The organism is Guptibacillus hwajinpoensis, assembly GCF_020524165.1.
GTDB classification, from domain to species: Bacteria; Bacillota; Bacilli; order Bacillales; family Guptibacillaceae; genus Guptibacillus; species Guptibacillus hwajinpoensis_D.
Genome location: NZ_JAIVKU010000005.1, coordinates 1 through 19,891, shown reverse-complemented (window position 1 = coordinate 19,891; position 19,891 = coordinate 1). Strand labels below are relative to the sequence as shown.

The window sequence follows — 19,891 nt, the reverse complement described above, 5'->3', positions numbered from 1 at the left end:
CATGGTAGTAGGAGATTTTCCAATCGAATTAGACACACTTGTAGTAGGGGCTGGACCAGGTGGATACGTTGCTGCAATTCGCGCAGCACAACTTGGTCAAAAAGTGGCCATTGCTGATAAAGGTACTTTAGGCGGAGTTTGTTTAAACGTCGGCTGTATCCCTTCAAAAGCAATGATCAATGCATCTCATAAATATGAGTCTGCAAAGCATTCCGATGATATCGGAATTACAGCTGAGAACGTGAGCGTTGACATGAAAAAAGTTCAGGAGTGGAAATCTTCTGTTGTTAACAAGCTAACTGGCGGCGTTGCTGGACTTATGAAATCAAATAAAGTTGAAGTACTGAACGGTGAAGTTTATTTCGTCGATAAGAACACAGTTCGAATCATGGATGAAAAGAACTCTCAAACGTACACTTTCAACAACTGCATTATCGCAACAGGATCTCGCCCAATCGAACTACCTAGCTTCAAATGGAGCAAGCGCGTTATTTCTTCAACAGGTGCACTTGCCCTTGATGAAGTACCTAAGAAAATGGTTGTCATTGGCGGAGGTTACATTGGAATCGAGCTTGGTACTGTGTATGCAAACTTCGGTACTGAAGTAACGATCCTTGAAGGTACGAAGCAAATTCTACCTGGATTCGAAAAACAAATGAGCTCTCTTGTTTCTCGTCGTCTGAAGAAGAAAGGTAATGTTGAAATCATTACTGAAGCTCTTGCTCAAGGCGTTGAAGAAACAGATGAAGGCGTAACAGTAACAGCAGAAATCAAAGGTGAAACGAAATCGTTTGACGCTGATTATGTTCTTGTTACAGTTGGCCGTAAGCCTAACACAAATGAAATTGGTCTTGAAGAGCTTGGCGTTGAAATGACGGACAAAGGTCTTGTGAAGATCGACAAGCAGTGTCGTACGAACTTCGATAACATCTATGCGATTGGTGATATCGTAGAAGGTCCTGCACTTGCTCATAAAGCTTCTTACGAAGGTAAAGTAGCAGCAGAAGCAATCAGCGGTGAAAACTCTGTGATTGATTACCTTGCAATCCCAGCGGTTGTTTTCTCTGATCCTGAACTCGCTTCAGTTGGCTATACTGAAAAAGAAGCAAAAGATCAAGGATTCGATGTAAAAGCATCTAAATTCCCATTCGGTGCAAATGGCCGTGCGTTGTCTCTTAACGACAGTGAAGGATTTATGAAGCTGATTACTCGTAAAGAAGACGGTCTAGTGATCGGTGCACAAATTGCTGGTCCTAACGCTTCTGACATGATTGCTGAACTTGGTCTTGCAATTGAAGCTGGTATGACAGCTGAAGATATTGCTCTAACAATCCATGCTCACCCAACGCTTGGAGAGATTACAATGGAAGCTGCTGAAGTAGCTCTAGGTACTCCTATTCATATTGGTTAATTAAATAAAAAAGCTCCGAGGACAATCGTCCTCGGAGCTTTTTTATATCATTCCAGGTAAGATATGTTTTTCTTAGGGGTTTAGAGATTTTAAGCGCTAGCAGTTAAGAAAGTGAATGGAGTGATGAGACGGACATACATATTAGAATAGACGCTTATTGGTGGGGGTGCTGATCATGTATGGACGAGTTATTTTTATTCAGGGCTTGATTTGGTTGGGATACTATATGATTATTTATTTTTCACCACATGATCATGTTGATTATAAGATTGTATTATTTCTTGTTTTTTTATATCTCAATTGGACGGTTTCTTTTCAGTTATTAAAAAGGGAAAAAGAACTTCTCATTCTTCTCTTTATCACAACCTCCGGATCATTTATTATGGATATCCTTTTGATCGCCATTGGATAGAGCGTATGCGACGGTTATGAAGACGAAAAAACCGCACTACCAATTATGGTAGTGCGGTTTTTTTTATTTTAATTGATCTTTGTTAGGCGGTCTAGGCGGGATTTTTTCATCCTTAAAGGCTTTTAAGAGAGAAATAATCATACCAATTATGATAATCGCAAATGGAAATGCAGCTATGATTGACGCCGTTTGCAGGGCTCCGAGACCACCAGACCAAAGCAATACTGCTGCTGCAGAAGATTGAATCACACCCCAAGTTAATTTCACTTTAGTGGATGGATTCATGCTACCGTTGGTTGTTTGCATACCAAGCACAAACGTTGCAGAGTCAGCAGATGTAATGAAGAATGTACTGATAAGCAAAATGGCAATGATCGACATGATGGTTCCGAGTGGATACTGCTCAAGCACAGCAAATAGAGCAACTTCCATTCCTTGGTTGTTAATGATGTCATAAATACTTGTTCCAGCCATATCGAGAGAAATAGCAGATCCTCCGAATACAGAGAACCATAGAGCACCGAATATCGTTGGAACTAGAAGGACACCTAATACAAATTCTCGAATAGTTCTACCTTTTGATACACGAGCAATAAACGTTCCGACAAATGGTGCCCAGGCAATCCACCATGCCCAGTAGAAGATTGTCCAACTCTGTATCCAGGACGATCCTTCAAATGGTCTCATTCGAAGACTCATGCTAGGCAGATTTTGAATGTAGGAACCAAGCGTAGATGTAAAGAGATCCATAATAAAGTTTGTTGGTCCTGCAAAGAGCAAGAAGAACATGAGTAAAATGGCAAGTACGATATTTGTATTACTTAAGTACTTAATTCCTTTTGAAATGCCTGTTGAAGCAGAAATCATATAAAGCACTGTAACAATTAAGATAATGATCAATTGTGTTGTAAACGAATTTTCAATGCCTGTTAAATAAGAGATTCCTCCACCAATTTGTGAAGCTCCGAATCCAAGTGAAGTTGCTACACCAAATACAGTAGCAATAACAGCGATCACATCAATTAATTTACCAATTGGACCTTTTACTCGCTCACCTAGAATCGGATAGAAAATCGCACTAATTAGGCCAGGAGCACCTTTTCTAAATTTAAAAAATGCTAATGCAAGGGCTACGACTGTATATATTCCCCAAGGATGAAGTCCCCAGTGGAAGAAACTATACTGAAAAGCTAGTCGAGCAGCTTCATCAGACTGACCAGCTGCACCAGCTGGAGGATCGTAATAATGGAACATTGGTTCTGCTACACCCCAGAATACAAGTCCAATTCCCATACCAGCAGAAAATAGCATGGCAAACCACGTAATCAGATTATACTCAGGAACATCGGTTTCCTTTCCAAGTCGAAGCCTTCCGTACTTCGAAAAAATAAGATAGATCGCAAAAATAAGAAAGCCTGACGCTGCTAATAAATAAAACCATCCAAACTTCACCTGAAGAAAGCTTTGAAGTGAAGTTGTCGTTGCATCTAATGTATCTGGAGAAATGGTTCCCCAAGAAATAAAAATAAGAGACAATACGACAGAGATAATAAAGACTGCTGTAAGTTTATTCAAATTTCATCATCACCTTTCTAGATATTTTTCTTTACATTCATCCGAGAAATTCCCTATATACATAAGAAATAGAAGCTTGTGTATTCAATGTTACCTGGCGTTATGAAAACTATGCAGAAAAGTGCTCTATTCCCTATTATTAACAGGCTCATAACGGATCACGAAAAATGCCACGTTGTCTAGTATATTTGTTGAAATTAACGTTGTAAAGGAAAATACCATGTCAGATCGTTAGTCAGAATTGTAGAATAATGAATAGGAATTTGTTGGTTAATTGTTACATTCTGCTCTTCCTCCTTCTACGTAATTGGTTTATGATGGAATGAGACTACATAAGGGGAGAGAGAAATGACAAATACGTTAAAATGGATGACCTTGGCACTTCTGCTTTTTGCAGCAGCTTGCTCAACAAATGCAGGATCAGAAACCAATAGCGAAGCATCAACTAACAGTGCAAGCAATAATGAACAATTTTCAAACGAAGAAGAGGCGAACGACGACACCTCCAATGAAGAAACGGATTCAAAAGAGGCAGGTGATGGTGAAGAAGAGCAACAGAAAGAAGATGAGGCTACGGCAGCGACAGAGCCTGAATATCGATTAAATGAAGCATTTTGGGGATTTGAACCTATAAATGAAGCTCCAGCTGAAGCTGTTCTTTTAACGATCGATGATGCACCAGACAAAAATGCGGTTGAAATGGCAAAAACCTTAAAAGAACTTGATGCTCCAGCCATTTTCTTTGTCAATGGGCACTTCATTGATACAGAGGAAGAAAAAGCCAGATTAAAGGAAATACACGACATGGGCTTTGAGATTGGAAATCATACAATGACCCATGCTGATTTGAAATCCTTATCTGAAGATGAACAAAGAGAAGAGATTTTGAAGCTAAATGACATGATTGAAGAAGTAATCGGTGAAAAACCGAAGTTCTTTAGAGCGCCCTTTGGTTCAAACACTGACTTTTCTAAGTCTCTCGCTGAAGAAGAAGGCATGCTCGTGATGAACTGGACTTACGGTTATGATTGGGTGAAGGAATATCAGAATAAAGCAGCAATTGCAGACATCATGGTGAATTCACCACTTCTTCAAAATGGAGCCAACTTACTTATGCATGACCGAGATTGGACAGCGGCTGCTTTGGGTGACATTGTAAAAGGTCTACGAGACAAAGATTATGCACTGATTAATCCAGAGGAAATAGAACCACTACAAAAATAAACAGCCAATTGGCTGTTTATTTTTTCGTATATAACATTTTTCTCCCATTAAAAAGGACAAGATCAGCTTTCAATTTAGTAGCGAGAAATTTAGATAATTCATTTGCCTTTGCTTTATCTCCGTGAGTGGAATGATCGGGTAAAACAATCTGCAATGTTTTGTTCGTCATTCCTATCACGATTGTTCGATAGTCATCGTTTTTCCCTTTTAAATAAAACCAATCGCCAGACTCAGCTTTTTCAACAAGCGTATAGGGGAAAGCGAAGTGACCATACGACCAGGATAGCTGTTTACCAGTTTTTGATGTAATATCCATGTAGTAGGTTAGAAGGCTTTTAACATGATCAAGTGAAAGATCCTCATCTGTTGTCGGAGTGAGATAAGCGCTTTGTGGCATAAAAATCCTCCTTTCTTCATCCTTATAAGTGTACAATTAAAATAGTTTTCTGACAATTTCTGATTTAGAACACATATTACCTCTAAAAGAATACAATGTGATATACAATATTGTGTTGACAAAACAATTGTGACACACTATTATGGAATTAAGCGAAACGGAAGCGTTTTCAAAACTAACTTAAGGGGTGTTGAGAATGGGTATTATCATTTGCCAAACTTGCGAAAAAACGATTGATCATGTTATGGAAGAGAAGGTAAGCACGCTCTACAGCAGATGCCCGGAATGTAATAAGAAAGATAAGAAATAATTCTTAATAAACCAAAGAGGCGGCCACTTGGCCGCCTCTTATTTAATAGCTTTGTATTCTTTAATAACTCGAATAAATTTTAATTCGTCATCTTCTGGTCCTTGAACGGGAAGTCCAGCTTCGATATTTTCCTCGATGTACTTCAAATTTTCTTCCGTGATAATTTCTCCAGGGATAAAGATTGGAATACCTGGTGGGTAAACCATAACGAATTCGGCTATGACTCGTCCAGCAGACTCACTAAATGGGATGATTTCTGTTTCGGAATAAAAAGCATCCCTAGGTGACACGGCTAGCGTTGGGATATCAGGTGCATGAACATCAAACTTTTCAGTAACAATACCATCAGACTCTTTGAACGCTTCTACCATATCTTTTAAAGCGTAGACGAGAGCATCGACAGATTCTTCATCATCACCTGGCGTCACAATACAAAGTAAGTTATACAAATCTGAAAGCTCTACTTCCAGGTTTGCTTCTTTTCGTAACCATACCTCCGCCTCATAACCAGTAATGCCTAAATCATGTACAGAAATAATGAGTTTTGTTGGATCATAATCATAGGTGGCATTCGTACCGAGAATCTCATTTCCAACACAGTAGAGTGGGGAGATCTCATTAATTTGTTTACGTGCATGACCAGCTAGCTGAATGGCGTTTTCTACTAATTCGTACCCGTCCATAACGAGTCTTTTTCTTGCAACATCAAGAGAAGCCAGAAGGATATATGAAGTAGAGGTCGTTGTTAACATACTAATAATGGTTTGCACACGCTTAGCTGAAATAAGCCCTTCTTTTACGTTGAGAACAGAGCTTTGTGTCATAGAACCGCCGAGTTTATGGACGCTTGTTGCAGCCATATCAGCTCCTGCTTGCATTGCTGAAACAGGCAAGCGGTCATGGAAATGAATATGAACGCCATGCGCTTCATCAACTAAGACGGGAACATCATACTCATGTGCGATTGAAACAATCTCTTCTAAATTCGCAGAAATACCAAAATAAGTAGGATTAATGACAAGTACACCTTTAGCATCTGGGTGTTGTTCAAGTGCTTTCTTAACAGCTACTGGGGTAATACCATGCGAAATTCCGAGCTTAGGATCAATTTCAGGGTGAATAAAGACGGGCGTAGCCCCTGAGAAAATAATGGCAGACATAACCGATTTATGAACATTTCTCGGTACGATGATCTTATCCCCAGGAGAGCAAACGGTCATGACCATTGTCATGATCGCACCGCTCGTTCCTTGAACGGAGAAAAATGTAGCGTCAGCACCAAAAGCTTCTGCTGCTAGGTCCTGTGCTTGTTTAATCATGCCATGTGGATGATGAAGATCATCTAGTGGTTGGATGTTAATTAAATCAATGGATAGAGCATTATCACCGATAAATTCACGAAACTCAGGATCCATCCCATTTCCTTTTTTATGACCAGGAATATGAAATTGAATCGGATTTTTATTTGCGTGATTAACTAAACCAGTGAATAATGGTGTTTCGTTTTGTTGCAAATCAAGCACCTCTTTATTTATACTTTAGTATACTAAGCTTTTTACAATGGTTTGTGAAAAGCGAATTGGCTCTTTTAAAGCCTTGTTGAATGAGTAGCCGTTCATTGTTTCTTCATTTAAAACATTTTTCTTCCTTAAACAAACTGAGTATAATCACATGAGTACTATTTTGCAAGTTTTATTTTATTGTGAAGTGCCTTTTGAAATTCCGTAAGAGGAGATCCTTTCTATTTCTCGAAATGGATTATGAGAAGGAGAGGATAAGTGATGAAATGGAACACGCGACTGACTGAGTTGTTAGGTATTCAGAGACCAATCGTCCAGGGAGGACTAGCTTACCTTGCTTATCATGAGTTAGCTTCTGCTGTTAGCAATGCCGGGGGACTCGGTCAGCTCACAGCCATGTCTATGGAGTCAGTAAGACAGCTTAAAGAAGAGATTAATCTTACGAGAAGTCTCACCGATCAGCCGTTCGGAGTTAATTTTGCAATTGGCCAACATGGGAGACCTTTTGAACACATGCTAGAAACCGCTATTCAAGAAGGAGTGGAAATCATCTCTGTGACGGGTGGAAATCCTAAACCCGTGTTTGATCAAGTGAAGGGGACGAACATTAAAGTGCTTGTTTTAACAGCTGGTAAGCGGCAAGCCATTAAGGCAGAAGAGCTGGGCGCTGCAGCGGTTATGGTAGTTGGACAAGAAGGTGGAGGCCATCTAGGAAAGGAAGATACTGGCACAATGGTTCTCGTTCCTCAAGTCGTTGATGCGGTTTCTATTCCCGTTATTGCATCCGGAGGAATAGGAGATGGACGGGGCTTGATGGCATCCCTTGCACTTGGTGCTGAAGGAGTTGAAATGGGTACAAGATTTATCGCTACAAAAGAGTGTACTCACGCTCATAATGGTTACAAACAACGTTTGTTGCAGGGCACTGAGACGGATACCATGATCATCAAGCGAAGCCTTGGCGCACCTGCCAGAGTAATCCGTAATGAGTTTGCTGAGCAAATTACCACGATGGAAGAAAGTGGTGGCGGATATGAACTTTTAAAAGAATACATAAGCGGTGAAGCGAACAGGAAGTTTATATATGAAGGAAAAGAAGAAGAAGGTTTTGCCTGGGCAGGACAGGTGATGGGAAGGATTCATGATGTCCCTTCAGTAAGCGAGTTATTTGAACGTATGGATCAAGAAGCAAATGAAATTCGAGTAAAATGGCAGGAGTAGAAAGGAGTGATAAAATGGAAGTGAACTATCCCATTTCAATTGATTGGAGTAAAGAAGAAGTCATTAAGGTGGTACAATTTTTTGAATTAATTGAGCAAGCGTACGATCGAGGTGTTCATAAGGGCGAATTAATTAGTAGCTATCATGCCTTTAAAGATGTCGTCCCCTCTAAATCAGAAGAAAAGCAAATTTTCAAACAATTTGATAATGATACAGGATACTCTACTTATCATGTTGTGAAAGAAGCGAAACAAACCGAACGAGAAAAAGTAAAAATGACAAAATAAAAACCAGGGGAAACCCTGGTTTTTATTTTGTAGCTTGAAGTGAGAGATGGTAAAACGGCATAAGCGTCTCAAACGTTTTCTTAACCTCTTGAATAAAATGTTTCCCATCTTGCAATAAGGGGTCATCGCTCGTAAAATGACGTCCAACGAGAAATTCACCTTTCTTAACATCTCGAAACCGTGTGAGAACTTTATCAAGTTCAATCTCCGTGATCGGCTGACTTGCCGTTTTCTTGGTATGATCAGTCGAAATCCAATACGAATCAGGAATGGTCGTTTGAAGCTCATTCATATGATCTAAGAGCAATGAAGCCATTTGTGGCTTTCCAGGTAACTCGTAAATGTAGGCAAGCCATACAAACACATGATCATCGAATAAGCCAATCTGAAAGTGAGGATGCATTTTGTATCCTCGTTTGTTATGAGAAAATGCCATCCATGTATCAACTGGCGGGTTCTTTGTTCTTCTTGCATGACGAGCAATGTGAAGGTACATTTCATTACCTGCAAGAATTTTAAGGTCACTTTTTATATCTTCACTTATTGTAGCAAATTTTGGTTGAATTCGATCTTGAATGGCTTCCATTCTTGCATCAAGTCCTTCGATTTGGAAGGCGTTAAAATCGTGTTTAGTAAATCCCTTAAATGACATAATATCCTCCATTGCGACAAAATTTTATACGTTTATAGTAACATAGAACTGCATTTTATATGAAAACTGACGATTGATGTGTAACGATAGGTTTGAAAAATAAGCAAAAGAGGAAAAATAGTAACAAATAAAGAGGTTGCATAGTGAGCAAGTAAGGCATAAGATATAGTAATCAAAGCAGAAATATCAGAATATTCCGTCTTATAGGTTTCTCTGATAACCATGACTGCTTAATCGAAAAGAAGAGGGGTGTAGGTTACCATGAAACAAGTGATTCAGTCATTACAAAGAAACGAAGCAGAGAAGCGGATTCCGGTATTGAGAATGGAAATTGACTATGAGCTGGCAACGCTACACGATGCAATGACGGCTAGTGACCAAGATGAAATGACGAGATGTAAAGTAAAACTTGAAGAGCTTCGTAAAGAGATGGTTAGATTAGAAGCTTAGCGAAACGAACCTTGCAAAAAGGTTCGTTTTTTCTTCTTTTCCTGTCATAATAAGAGATAGAATGAAATTCAAGGTAAAAGGAGATCGAACCATGACACAGCAGACGAACTGGAATCAGGTATATGACGATACCATAAAATGGATTAGAGAAGCAGGTAAAGAGATCGTGTCTTCCTTTACGACATCCTTTAACATTGAGTCAAAAAGCAATCCAAACGATCTCGTTACGGATATTGATAAGCAAACCGAGAAATTTTTCATTGAGAAAATTAAAGGTACCTATCCAACTCATCGTATCATGGGGGAAGAAGGATTTGGAGATGAAGTAAAGGATTTAGATGGTGTTATCTGGTTTCTCGATCCGATCGATGGAACGATGAATTTTGTTCATCAACAAACCAATTTTGCAATATCGATCGGGATTTACGAAGATGGTGTCGGAAAACTTGCCTTTATCTATGATGTAACAAAGGACGAGCTTTATCATTGTAAGAAAGGTTCAGGCGTTTACCTGAATGAAGAGCGGATAAGGCCGCTAAAGCAGACAAATCTTTCCGAATCACTATTAGCGATAAATGCAACATGGGTAACGGAGAATCATCGCATCGATCCTCGTACTTTCTCACCCCTTCTCAAAAAAATTAGAGGAACACGATCCTATGGAAGTGCTGCGATTGAGATGGCCTACGTAGCAGCAGGACGCCTCGACGGATATGTTTCTTTACGACTTGCCCCCTGGGATTTTGCCGCAGGTAAAATGTTGATTGAGGAAGCGGGTGGTGTTTGTACAACCGTTGATAACAAAGAAATCGATTTGTTAGACAAAAACACTATCTTTGTTGGTACTCAGCTATTTCATACACAAGTTCAAAAGGATTACATTCAACCCGCTCTTGATCAAAACTTCTACTTAAGGGCACCTTCCACAAAATGAGATACGTGACGAACCAGCATTCGAATGAACGCTTTGCAGAACTCCTTTTTGAATGGACGAACGAAGATGAATCGTGGTTACTGGAAGAATTCGGTCGAATCCCGGTTGTAGAAGACATGCTTTCTTATTTGCAAACCTATAAAGGAATGGGATGTGAGTTTAGACTTTGGCTCAAAAATGGTGCACCAGTGGCCATCACAGCCGTTCTAGACCAGGCGCCATCCAATCAAAAGTCGTGGCTAGGAATGATTGTAGTCGATCCTAGGCAACGAAAAGCAGGGATAGGTCGCACCGCTATCCATTCCATATTATCTGAAAAGACAGATGTTATTTTTGCTGGTATTCCATATGACATGAATGAGTGGGGGATGTTTTTGGGGAAATGTGGATTTGAACAATACAGTGTTGAAGGTGAAGAAAAAAAGTATTTAATCCTTGTTCACCCTAATGAAGCCTAAATAAGAACAAAGGCGTTCAACTAGAACGCCTTTGTTCTTATTGTTCAGCTTTTCGTTTAATTCGAAAACCCATTCCCATAAAGAAACCTACTCCAATAAATGAAAGAAGTCCGCCGATCCAGCTTTGTTCCGCTATAGATATACCGATTGCGCACATGCTTGCAACCGCCAGAATGGCCATTAAGAGTAAAAGGAATTGATGCTTATTCATGTGAAGCGCCCCCTTTATAATACTAGTGTACAATAACGTAGTGAATGGTGAAAGAAGAGAAATTTCGCCTAAAGCGATATTTGTGTTATAATGGTCTAGTTATTGAGTTTATCGTCAGAAATAAGACGAGAATACGAGGAGAGAATAATTAATGGCAATAAGAGAAGATATTCGTAACATCGCAATCATTGCCCACGTTGACCACGGTAAAACGACGCTGGTAGACCAAATGCTTCATCAGTCTGGTACGTTTCGTGACAACGAGCAAGTAAGCGAACGTGCGATGGATTCGAATGACCTTGAAAGAGAACGCGGGATTACCATCCTAGCTAAAAATACGGCAATTAACTATGAAGACAAACGAATCAACATCATGGATACACCTGGTCACGCTGACTTTGGTGGCGAAGTTGAACGTATCATGAAAATGGTAGATGGTGTTCTTCTTGTCGTTGACGCTTATGAAGGCTGTATGCCACAAACGCGTTTCGTATTAAAGAAAGCACTTGAACAAAAATTAACACCGATTGTTGTTCTTAACAAAATTGACCGTCCAGCTGCACGTCCTGCAGAAGTGGTTGATGAAGTCATTGATCTATTTATTGATCTTGGAGCGGACGAAGATCAGCTAGACTTCCCGGTTGTTTATGCTTCAGCAATCAATGGTACAGCTAGTCTTGATCCTGAAGTACAGGATGACAATATGAAAGTTCTTATGGACACGATTATTGATAATATTCCAGCTCCTCTTGATAATAGTGACGAGCCACTTCAATTCCAGATTACGCTTCTTGACTATAACGATTATCTTGGAAGAATTGGTATCGGACGTGTGTTTAGAGGAACGATGAAAGTTGGCCAACAGGTTGCTTTAATGAAGATCGATGGTACCGTTAAACAATTTAGAGTAACAAAACTATTTGGTTTCATTGGTTTGAAGCGAGTGGAGATCGAGGAAGCAAAAGCTGGTGATCTAGTTGCCGTTTCTGGAATGGAAGAAATCAACGTTGGTGAAACAGTTTGTCCGGCGGATCATCAGGAAGCACTTCCGATTCTTCGCATTGATGAGCCAACACTTCAAATGACGTTCCTTGTGAATAACAGTCCTTTTGCAGGTAAAGAAGGAAAGTACATCACAAGTCGTAAAATTGAAGAGCGCCTAAGAGCTCAGCTTGAAACAGACGTTTCACTTCGAGTGGAAAACACAGAATCACCAGATGCATGGGTCGTATCAGGACGCGGTGAGCTTCACCTTTCAATCTTGATTGAAAACATGCGTCGTGAAGGATACGAGCTTCAAGTGTCAAAACCTGAAGTTATCGTTCGTGAAATCGATGGTGTTGCAAGTGAGCCTGTAGAGCGTGTTCAAATTGACGTACCTGAAGATTACACTGGTTCTGTTATGGAATCACTTGGAGAGCGTAAAGGTGAAATGGTCAACATGGTGAACAACGGATCAGGTCAAGTTCGTCTTGAATTTATGGTTCCTGCTCGTGGTTTGATTGGTTACTCTACTGAGTTCCTTACACAAACACGTGGATACGGGATTATCAACCATACGTTCGAATCATACATGCCTCTTATTAGCGGTCGTGTAGGCGGACGTCGTGCTGGTGTGCTTGTTTCCATGGAAAAAGGAAAAGCATCAGAATACGGTATTATGGGTGTTGAAGACCGTGGTACAATCTTCGTTGCTCCAGGTACTGAAGTATATGAAGGCATGATTGTTGGAGAGCATACGCGTGAAAATGACATTACTGTTAACATCGTTAAGGTGAAGCAGATGACTAACATGCGTTCTGCAAACAAAGATCAAACTGTTTCTATGAAGAAACCTCGCGTGCTTACGCTGGAAGAAGCACTTGAGTACTTGAACGATGATGAGTATTGCGAAGTGACTCCAGAATCAATCCGTCTTCGTAAGAAAATTCTTGATAAAAACGAACGTGAAAAGCACGCTAAAAAGAAAAAAACAGCCCAATAAGGGTGTCTGAGGCGATTCAAAAGGGGCATCCCTTTTGGATCGCTTTTTATATACTTACGAAATTCTCCTCTCTGTAGGATTTTTTTTCGAAATGCAAAGAAATCGTTTACTTTTATTTGTGATTTCATTTATTATGCTTTTATATCGGGGGTGGAAAAATGAATACGGAATCGACTATTGCACCTGAAGATTTATCTTTTTTCGCGAAGTTAGTTGGCATTGAAGATAATATGACGATGGGATTTTATTTGCTATATGCAATTATTGTTATCCTTTGTATTATCGTTTATCGTCTTGGCTTTGCCAAAAAACTACCGCTCCTTAAAAACGTCATCGTATACGCTGTTTTAGTTATTGGCTGTTTTCCATTAACCTTTTTTGGAATAGGATTGCCTGTTGCTGAAGGATTAGTGGCTTCGGCTGTCGTATTAATTATCTATAAGGTACGACTCAATCAGTCGAAGAAAAAAGAAGCCTAACGTCAAAGGAGGGAAGCTTTGAATCTTCAGGATACTATGTACAATTGGCTCAGTATTAAAGTTGTGGCCAACGAAAGGCAAGACGATCAGGCTGCCCAAGATACGTATGCATTCTTTCTTGAAATATTAACGGAAGATCATCAGGTGTCGGATTTAGATGTGGAAGTGTCACAAGAATATTACGTTGTTCGCTATCGCCAAAATGGCAAAGAAGATTCAAAGAAATTTCCTGTAGAATTGATCGAAGCATTATTAACTTCGATTGAAAATGAACCAAAATATAATCATCAGTAAAAAAAGAAAGGCGTGCTCGAGGCACGTCTTTCTTAATCGAAGGTATATTCACGCGTATAGGCAACAAACAATACCGCTGCATAAATCAAATGTCCGAGCGTCCAGTAGGTAATGGCTGTAAAATCCCATAAGCCCGGAGTTTGTTTAATTGCAAGGTATGTGAGAGGAAAGTATAGAAGAACGGTTGGTAGCGTTAGGACGTAGGCCAAAATCGCCTGTGCTTTTCGTTGTTGAGGGAAGTATCGTGAGCTTCCAATACTGTAGACGACACCAATAATCAGAGAGATGAAAAGGTGAAAAACGAATTCAATCCATTCAGGCCAATTTATTTGCCCGATAACAGGTATAAAATCAATGTTTAGAAGGAGCGTATACACAAGCTTTCCTGTTACGGCTTCGATGCCTTTTAGGAAGAACCCAAGAGCAATTCCTGAAATCGCACCAGCTAAAAGACCTGACTTGATTTTACCACTCATCGTTTGTTTCATCCTGATGAAACAGCTTGAAATTCCCCGTATCTTTTCGTTCTTTCGTGCGAGTTTCGATTCGCTCATCGCAGGTGTCACACATATAAGTGTGGATCGGTCTGTTGCGTAGTTTTTTAGCTAGCGGACTACCGCTTTCGATTTTTTCGATTTTATCACATAGGACACATTTGACACGCATTGTTAACACCTCTCATTCCATGTTGTTAGTATAGCATGAATAAACCGATCCTTTGCAGTATAATGCGTTAGATTAAAGGAATTAATTGGAGGGAATAGTTATGCCAAATAAAGTAGACGTTACGCTTTCAAATGATCTTCTAACATTGCTTAAAAGGGAGCAGTATGTTCTTCTATCGACAATTGATCACGAAACATCTGGTCCAAACGTCAGTGCCATTTCCTGGTTATATGCAGTCGATGATCAATCAATTGTATTTGCAGTCGATCAAAAATCGAGAATTGTATCCAATATAAAAGGGAATGATCAAATTTCCATCACGCTAATTGGAAATGAAAGCACATATGCGATCAATGGAAGAGCTTCTTTAATTGAAGAAAAGATGGAAAACGTTCCGCTTAAGCTGACGAAGTTTAAGCTTTCAATTAAAGAAGTGCGAGATGTCATGTTTTATGGTGCAAAAATGTCGGTTGAACCTGCTTATGAAAAAATTTATGACCCAGAAGCTGCTGCCAAGTTAGATCGTTCGGTTATGGCGGAACTAAAAAAAGACATGAGCCGGTAGGCTCATGTCTTTTTTTAGTTAGAATTGACTTACCTGTCTAAATCTTGCTTTTCCTGCTGTTGTTTTAATTCTTTCTCTTTTGTTCCAGGTAGCTGTTTATCATTTGAGCGTACCGGTTCTGGCTCTGATTTGTTTGGTGTGCTTGGGACTTCTGGCATTAATCTACCGACAATATCTGCGAGTTCTTCCATAATGCCCCCTATAGGATGTCCTCGCTTGATTTCAGTGGCCATCTGTTTTAAACGGTAAGTCGTGTCCGCATCGGCTGTTATCACAGCATTTGCCCCATAAGGATCTTTTTGTAGCGCTTCTGCGACCGTGTATTTGATTGAGCTAACACGAGAGCGATCCAGCTTTTGGTTCACATCAATGCCCACCACCGCATATTTGCCAGTAACAACCGCAGTGGCATCATTTACATCAGGAACTTGCTTTGCAACTGTAACGAGATGTTCTGCTATCTCTGTAGCTGATAAATCTTCATTCCTAGGCGTGCGCACAGACTGCTTTACATATTGCACTCGCTCCGTCTGCTCCTTTTTTTCAGCAACAGGTTCATCATTTGCCTGACATGCTACAAGAAGAAAAAGGGCGATACTCCATCGCATTTTTTTCAAATTGATTACCTCCGTCGTGAGCGATTTAGAAACAAATCACTGCAGTTTGTTAATTATTTTCTGAATAACCGTCTAACTTTATACGCTCGTTCATAGATTATAGAAAACGTAGATAGTCCCAACTGTTTTTCGTACCTGTTACAGCAATTTAAATTTGGTCAGGAGGCGAAGTGTTGGATAAGGTTTACGTCCTAGATACTAACGTGTTACTCCAGGATCCAAATGCGATTTATTCGTTTGATACGAATGAAATTGTCATTCCGGCAGTCGTATTAGAGGAAGTGGATTCAAAGAAAAGGTATATGGATGAAATTGGGAGGAATGCAAGGCAAGTTTCTCGCATGATTGATGGTTTTCGTGAAAGAGGAAAGCTTCATGAATCGATCCCTTTAGAAAATGGAGGGACGCTTCGAATCGAACTCAACCATCGATCATTTCAATATTTACAAGATAAATTTGTAGAGAAAACAAATGACAATCGAATTCTAGCTGTAGCGTTAAATTTATTTTTAGAAGAAGGGAAATTAAAATCTGGACGTACCGTTATCTTAGTAAGCAAGGATGCGTTAGTTCGTGTTAAAGCAGATGCGATGGGAATACAGGCGGAGGATTTTTTAACCGATCGAGTTGTTGAATTTAATCAAATATACACGGGATATGAAGAAAGGTATATTGATTCAGAACTATTGAATCAATTTTTTGAACAGCATTTTATTGATGCAAAGAAATTAAAGGGAAAACCTCTTTATCCTAACCAGTATGTGATTCTTAAAGACCCTATACAGGCATCCTCATCAGGAATCGGAAAAGTTGATAAAAACGGAAAAAGAATTGAAAAAACAGCGATGGAAACAGAGTATATGTGGGGAATCGGTCCTCGAAATGTTCAGCAAAGAATGGCATTAGATCTGCTTGTTCGAAATGACATTCCTCTCGTCACTTTAGTAGGGAAGGCGGGAACGGGGAAAACACTACTTGCGATGGCGGCAGGTTTAATGCAAACAGAAGATATGAATCGTTACAAGAAGCTTTTTATTGCAAGGCCAATAGTACCAGTCGGGAAAGATATTGGTTTTTTACCGGGTGAGAAAGAAGAGAAGCTACGGCCCTGGATGCAGCCTATTTATGATAATTTGGAGTACCTGTTTAATGTGAAAAAAACGGGTGAACTTGAAAAGATCCTATCGGGAATCGGTTCCATCCAAGTAGAAGCGCTGACGTATATTCGAGGGCGAAGTTTACCTGATCAATATATTATTATCGATGAAGCGCAGAATTTAACGAAGCATGAAGTGAAAACCATTCTAACGAGAGTGGGAGAAGGAAGTAAGATAGTTCTTCTCGGAGATCCACAGCAAATCGATCACCCTTATCTAGATGAATACACAAATGGACTCACTTATGTAGTAGAAAAATTTAAAGATCAGCCGCTCAGCGGACATGTTAAGCTTGAGAAAGGTGAGCGATCTCTACTTGCCCGAATTGCAGCTGATCTCCTTTAAATGACAGTAATGGCTGAAACGTTTTTAATAGGTTCTGAAGCGTTAGAACCATCTCCAAAATAGAAGTGGGTAGGTCCATCCTCCCTGAGCGGCTTTCCGTCTTTAGAAAAGCGAAGAAAGCCGTTCATCGCTTCTTCCAGTGATAAAACATGCTGTTGACCATCCCTTGATTCAAGCTGAACCCTGTCACTAGCGGGTTCTGCATTTGATAGAAACGGTTGTAACGGAATAACAAAGCTTCCAGTTAGTACGCGTTCTTTCTCGAAACGTTTAATGCTTTTGTTAACTGGAGGTTTGATCCCTGTGCGTTCTCTTTCCCACCGTTCTGCTTGAGCACGGATGTAATCGTTCTCATTCTTTTTGTTCGACTCGTCAAATTTTAAAAATTCATCTAGTTCAATCTTACGATCATCAAAAATCCATACGCTTGCATCTAAGGTAATGGCGTAATTGACTTTCCCCTTAATGGGTAGAATCGTTTCCATCTACTACACCCCGCTATCAAAATCTTTTGCAAACCAAGTATACCGGTTATGCTTGCATTTGTCACATTTGGGGAACAGTAGGGTGAGAGTCAATTTGTTTCGAGCGGGAGGATTTTATATGAGATGTCGTACAGAAGAAGAATTAATAGAGCTAGTTAGGCGTAGCAAACCTTTTACAAAGGACGGAAAAGTAGCAGACTATATTCCAGCTCTTGCAAAGGCTGAGCCTGATAAACTCGCCATTGCCATTTATTCAAAGGAAGAAGGCTGTTTGTCTGCTGGTGATGTGGCAGAAAAATTCACCCTACAAAGCATATCCAAAGTTCTTACGTTAGCTCTTGCCATTATGGATGCAGGAGAGGAGCACGTTTTTTCAAGAGTTGGAATGGAGCCAACGGGAGACCCATTTAATTCAATTGCGAAGCTTGAGACGATGGTCCCTTCAAAACCTCTTAACCCAATGATTAATGCTGGTGCATTAGTTGTGACAAATATGATTCATGGAAGCTCAGTGGAAGAAAAAGTTGGACGTATTTTGCAGTTGATTCATGACATGACGAATAACTCAAGTATCGGAATTAATATGGAAGTAGCCGATTCAGAGTATGAGTCTGCCAACCTTAATAGAGCCTTAAGCTATTTCATGAAGCAGCATGGAATCATTGACGACGACGTGGAAATGCTTCTTGAAGCCTACACGAAGCAGTGCGCGATTGAAGTGAACTGTAAAGATCTAGCAAGGATTGGGATGGTTCTGGCGAATGAAGGCAGGGATCCCGAAACAGAGCGACGTATCATTCCTAGATACATTGCGAGAATTGTCAAAACCTTTATGGTGACATGTGGTATGTACAACGCTTCAGGTGAATTTGCTATTAATGTCGCCATACCTGCGAAGAGTGGGGTTTCAGGTGGGATTTTAAGCCTCGTACCTAATGAAATGGGGATAGGTGTCTACAGTCCGCCTCTTGATGCAAAAGGAAATAGCATTGCAGGAAATAAACTTCTTGAAAATTTATCTTCACAATATGGACTAAGTATTTTCTAAACATGCATGCGTTTACCCTGCTTTTTCTTGCAATTTTTTTATATTCCTTTTATGATAATAGAAGGAATGGGAAAGGGAACGGAGGGATCAGATTTGTCAACTGGTATGGCAACAGGACATCGTGAAAAAGCATACGAGCTGTTAAAGGCCGATGCTCATAAGATCCTAAAACTTATCGAAGTTCAAATGGAAAATTTAACGATGCCTCAATGTCCTCTGTATGAAGAGGTTCTAGATACGCAAATGTTTGGTTTATCTCGCGAAATTGACTTCGCGGTTCGTCTTGGATTGGTTAATGAAGAGGATGGAAAAGAATTGCTTGAATCACTTGAGCGCCAGCTTTCAGCTCTTCATGAAGCTAGTATGAGGAAATAATGAAAGCTCAAACTATCTTGGATAGTTTGAGCTTTTTGTTTTTTTAGTTTCCCTTCTAATTGAGGAGGGAAGTCAAGTGGGCTGTTATGTTCACCTTATAACAGACACATAAATTTCCGATAATCAAAAGAAAATATGATAGAATACGAGTAGGTTATGAAAGAATTCAGAAGATTTTAGGAGTAGATACATATGAATGATTTGCTCATGGTGCTCCTGATCATTGCTCCCATCAGCTTGTTATTGCATGAAGCAGGTCATACGCTGGCAGCAAACATCTTTACTTCCGCCAGTGTTAAACTCCACCTTGGATTAGGGCCAAGGATCTTAACATGGAGACATTCAAGAGGAGAAGTAGCCGTTAACGCCTTCTATTTCATAGGAGCAATGACTATAAGCGCCCCACCTGAAAAAGCTTATGGAAAAATAGCCATTGCCATAGCGGGGCCACTCGTTAACTTAATCATTGCCGCCCTCACATTTCTCTATCCGTTCCAATCATCCATCACAGTCTGGATCCTATTCTTTAACCTATGGGTTGGAATAACCAATCTAATTCCTTTCAAACTGTTAGGAAAAGAATCAGACGGTTGGACCATCGTAAAAGCCATCATCAGAAAAACTTAATTTTTATAGGACAGGCAGGTTTCAAACAAAAACCATCGAAAACTTATACATACTTCGAAAAGCGTAGCGGGCCAGTTTAAATCCGCAGGATGTTGGAGCCCATTCATTTGAACACGGTCTTTGTGTTCGGATGAAAAGGTGAAGTGACCGAGTGTCTGGGCGCTGCAGCTAGACAAGAAAAGCGGAG

The 19,891-nt window shown here is 40.0% G+C and carries 26 protein-coding genes; 17 read left to right on the top strand and 9 right to left on the bottom strand.

Translation table 11 applies throughout. The features are described from left to right. Nucleotide 1 precedes the first annotated feature (1 nt). Nucleotides 2–1,411, top strand: a complete 1,410-nt coding sequence (lpdA, locus tag LC090_RS13045; protein ID WP_226658487.1) for a dihydrolipoyl dehydrogenase — start codon at nt 2–4, stop codon at nt 1,409–1,411. A gap of 175 nt (nt 1,412–1,586) precedes the next feature. Next, nucleotides 1,587–1,823 carry a hypothetical protein gene (locus LC090_RS13040; protein ID WP_226658486.1) on the top strand — a complete coding sequence of 79 codons (237 nt, stop codon included), beginning with the start codon at nt 1,587–1,589 and terminating at the stop codon, nt 1,821–1,823. Nucleotides 1,824–1,886: 63 nt separating this feature from the next. Here LC090_RS13040 and LC090_RS13035 read toward each other — a convergent pair whose 3' ends face one another. Then, nucleotides 1,887–3,398 (bottom strand): glycine betaine uptake BCCT transporter, encoded by a 1,512-nt coding sequence (locus LC090_RS13035; RefSeq protein ID WP_226658485.1) that lies wholly within the window; start codon nt 3,396–3,398, stop codon nt 1,887–1,889. A gap of 348 nt (nt 3,399–3,746) precedes the next feature. Here LC090_RS13035 and LC090_RS13030 point away from each other — a divergent pair, with 348 nt between their 5' ends. Then, nucleotides 3,747–4,622: a polysaccharide deacetylase family protein gene (locus LC090_RS13030; RefSeq protein WP_226658484.1), complete on the top strand. Its 876-nt coding sequence runs from the start codon at nt 3,747–3,749 to the stop codon at nt 4,620–4,622. A 16-nt stretch (nt 4,623–4,638) separates the two neighbouring features. Here the strand turns inward: LC090_RS13030 and LC090_RS13025 are convergent, their stop codons facing one another. Continuing rightward, the gene (locus LC090_RS13025) at nt 4,639–5,019 is read right to left on the bottom strand and encodes a DUF1885 family protein (RefSeq protein WP_226658483.1); all 381 of its coding nucleotides are present in this window, start codon (nt 5,017–5,019) and stop codon (nt 4,639–4,641) included. Nucleotides 5,020–5,215: 196 nt separating this feature from the next. Between LC090_RS13025 and LC090_RS13020 the strand changes: the two genes are divergently transcribed. Next, nucleotides 5,216–5,329 (top strand): GapA-binding peptide SR1P, encoded by a 114-nt coding sequence (locus LC090_RS13020; protein ID WP_224600258.1) that lies wholly within the window; start codon nt 5,216–5,218, stop codon nt 5,327–5,329. 38 nt (nt 5,330–5,367) lie between these two features. Here the strand turns inward: LC090_RS13020 and LC090_RS13015 are convergent, their stop codons facing one another. After that, nucleotides 5,368–6,843, bottom strand: a complete 1,476-nt coding sequence (locus LC090_RS13015; RefSeq protein WP_226658482.1) for an aminotransferase class I/II-fold pyridoxal phosphate-dependent enzyme — start codon at nt 6,841–6,843, stop codon at nt 5,368–5,370. Between the two features lie 267 nt (nt 6,844–7,110). On the opposite strand from LC090_RS13015, the gene LC090_RS13010 reads away from it, so the two are divergent. After that, entirely contained in the window at nt 7,111–8,070 is a 960-nt protein-coding gene (locus tag LC090_RS13010) for an NAD(P)H-dependent flavin oxidoreductase (protein ID WP_226659365.1), read from the top strand. A 14-nt stretch (nt 8,071–8,084) separates the two neighbouring features. Next, nucleotides 8,085–8,357: a UPF0223 family protein gene (locus LC090_RS13005; protein WP_255648129.1), complete on the top strand. Its 273-nt coding sequence runs from the start codon at nt 8,085–8,087 to the stop codon at nt 8,355–8,357. A 22-nt stretch (nt 8,358–8,379) separates the two neighbouring features. On the opposite strand, the gene LC090_RS13000 is transcribed toward LC090_RS13005, so the two are convergent. Beyond that, nucleotides 8,380–9,009, bottom strand: coding sequence for a YktB family protein (locus LC090_RS13000; protein ID WP_226658480.1), 630 nt, complete (start codon nt 9,007–9,009; stop codon nt 8,380–8,382). Between the two features lie 261 nt (nt 9,010–9,270). On the opposite strand from LC090_RS13000, the gene LC090_RS12995 reads away from it, so the two are divergent. The 3 genes from LC090_RS12995 (at nt 9,271) to LC090_RS12985 (ending at nt 10,851) form a co-directional block, all read left to right on the top strand. Continuing rightward, nucleotides 9,271–9,459 (top strand): hypothetical protein, encoded by a 189-nt coding sequence (locus tag LC090_RS12995; RefSeq protein ID WP_226658479.1) that lies wholly within the window; start codon nt 9,271–9,273, stop codon nt 9,457–9,459. 91 nt (nt 9,460–9,550) lie between these two features. Further along, on the top strand, nt 9,551–10,393 hold the full coding sequence (locus LC090_RS12990; protein ID WP_226658478.1) for an inositol monophosphatase family protein: 843 nt from the start codon (nt 9,551–9,553) through the stop codon (nt 10,391–10,393). Between the two features lie 5 nt (nt 10,394–10,398). Next, nucleotides 10,399–10,851 (top strand): GNAT family N-acetyltransferase, encoded by a 453-nt coding sequence (locus tag LC090_RS12985; protein ID WP_226658477.1) that lies wholly within the window; start codon nt 10,399–10,401, stop codon nt 10,849–10,851. 37 nt (nt 10,852–10,888) lie between these two features. Here the strand turns inward: LC090_RS12985 and LC090_RS12980 are convergent, their stop codons facing one another. Next, nucleotides 10,889–11,062 (bottom strand): DUF5325 family protein, encoded by a 174-nt coding sequence (locus tag LC090_RS12980; protein WP_098443243.1) that lies wholly within the window; start codon nt 11,060–11,062, stop codon nt 10,889–10,891. A 151-nt stretch (nt 11,063–11,213) separates the two neighbouring features. Between LC090_RS12980 and typA the strand changes: the two genes are divergently transcribed. From typA to LC090_RS12965, 3 genes are all read left to right on the top strand, one after another. Then, nucleotides 11,214–13,046: a translational GTPase TypA gene (typA, locus tag LC090_RS12975; protein ID WP_224600250.1), complete on the top strand. Its 1,833-nt coding sequence runs from the start codon at nt 11,214–11,216 to the stop codon at nt 13,044–13,046. Nucleotides 13,047–13,204: 158 nt separating this feature from the next. Next, the gene (locus LC090_RS12970; RefSeq protein WP_226658476.1) at nt 13,205–13,525 is read left to right on the top strand and encodes a YlaH-like family protein; all 321 of its coding nucleotides are present in this window, start codon (nt 13,205–13,207) and stop codon (nt 13,523–13,525) included. A gap of 18 nt (nt 13,526–13,543) precedes the next feature. Continuing rightward, the gene (locus LC090_RS12965) at nt 13,544–13,819 is read left to right on the top strand and encodes a hypothetical protein (RefSeq protein WP_226658475.1); all 276 of its coding nucleotides are present in this window, start codon (nt 13,544–13,546) and stop codon (nt 13,817–13,819) included. Between the two features lie 32 nt (nt 13,820–13,851). Here the strand turns inward: LC090_RS12965 and LC090_RS12960 are convergent, their stop codons facing one another. Further along, entirely contained in the window at nt 13,852–14,295 is a 444-nt protein-coding gene (locus tag LC090_RS12960) for a hypothetical protein (protein ID WP_226658474.1), read from the bottom strand. After that, complete coding sequence (locus LC090_RS12955) at nt 14,285–14,485, bottom strand: YlaI family protein (RefSeq protein ID WP_224600246.1); 201 nt, start codon at nt 14,483–14,485, stop codon at nt 14,285–14,287. The genes LC090_RS12960 and LC090_RS12955 overlap by 11 nt, the downstream gene beginning before the upstream one ends. A 100-nt stretch (nt 14,486–14,585) precedes the next feature. On the opposite strand from LC090_RS12955, the gene LC090_RS12950 reads away from it, so the two are divergent. After that, nucleotides 14,586–15,050, top strand: a complete 465-nt coding sequence (locus LC090_RS12950) for a pyridoxamine 5'-phosphate oxidase family protein (RefSeq protein WP_226658473.1) — start codon at nt 14,586–14,588, stop codon at nt 15,048–15,050. Between the two features lie 29 nt (nt 15,051–15,079). Here LC090_RS12950 and LC090_RS12945 read toward each other — a convergent pair whose 3' ends face one another. After that, complete coding sequence (locus LC090_RS12945; RefSeq protein ID WP_226659364.1) at nt 15,080–15,658, bottom strand: YhcN/YlaJ family sporulation lipoprotein; 579 nt, start codon at nt 15,656–15,658, stop codon at nt 15,080–15,082. Between the two features lie 182 nt (nt 15,659–15,840). Between LC090_RS12945 and LC090_RS12940 the strand changes: the two genes are divergently transcribed. Next, the gene (locus LC090_RS12940) at nt 15,841–17,169 is read left to right on the top strand and encodes a PhoH family protein (protein ID WP_226658472.1); all 1,329 of its coding nucleotides are present in this window, start codon (nt 15,841–15,843) and stop codon (nt 17,167–17,169) included. Here the strand turns inward: LC090_RS12940 and LC090_RS12935 are convergent. Continuing rightward, complete coding sequence (locus tag LC090_RS12935; RefSeq protein ID WP_226658471.1) at nt 17,166–17,654, bottom strand: peptidyl-prolyl cis-trans isomerase; 489 nt, start codon at nt 17,652–17,654, stop codon at nt 17,166–17,168. The genes LC090_RS12940 and LC090_RS12935 overlap by 4 nt on opposite strands. A 118-nt stretch (nt 17,655–17,772) precedes the next feature. Between LC090_RS12935 and glsA the strand changes: the two genes are divergently transcribed. From glsA to LC090_RS12920, 3 genes are all read left to right on the top strand, one after another. After that, the gene (gene glsA / locus LC090_RS12930) at nt 17,773–18,702 is read left to right on the top strand and encodes a glutaminase A (RefSeq protein ID WP_226658470.1); all 930 of its coding nucleotides are present in this window, start codon (nt 17,773–17,775) and stop codon (nt 18,700–18,702) included. Between the two features lie 105 nt (nt 18,703–18,807). Next, nucleotides 18,808–19,077 (top strand): YlaN family protein, encoded by a 270-nt coding sequence (locus LC090_RS12925; protein WP_098445722.1) that lies wholly within the window; start codon nt 18,808–18,810, stop codon nt 19,075–19,077. Between the two features lie 192 nt (nt 19,078–19,269). Further along, nucleotides 19,270–19,704, top strand: coding sequence for a site-2 protease family protein (locus LC090_RS12920; RefSeq protein WP_226658469.1), 435 nt, complete (start codon nt 19,270–19,272; stop codon nt 19,702–19,704). Nucleotides 19,705–19,891 lie beyond the last annotated feature (187 nt).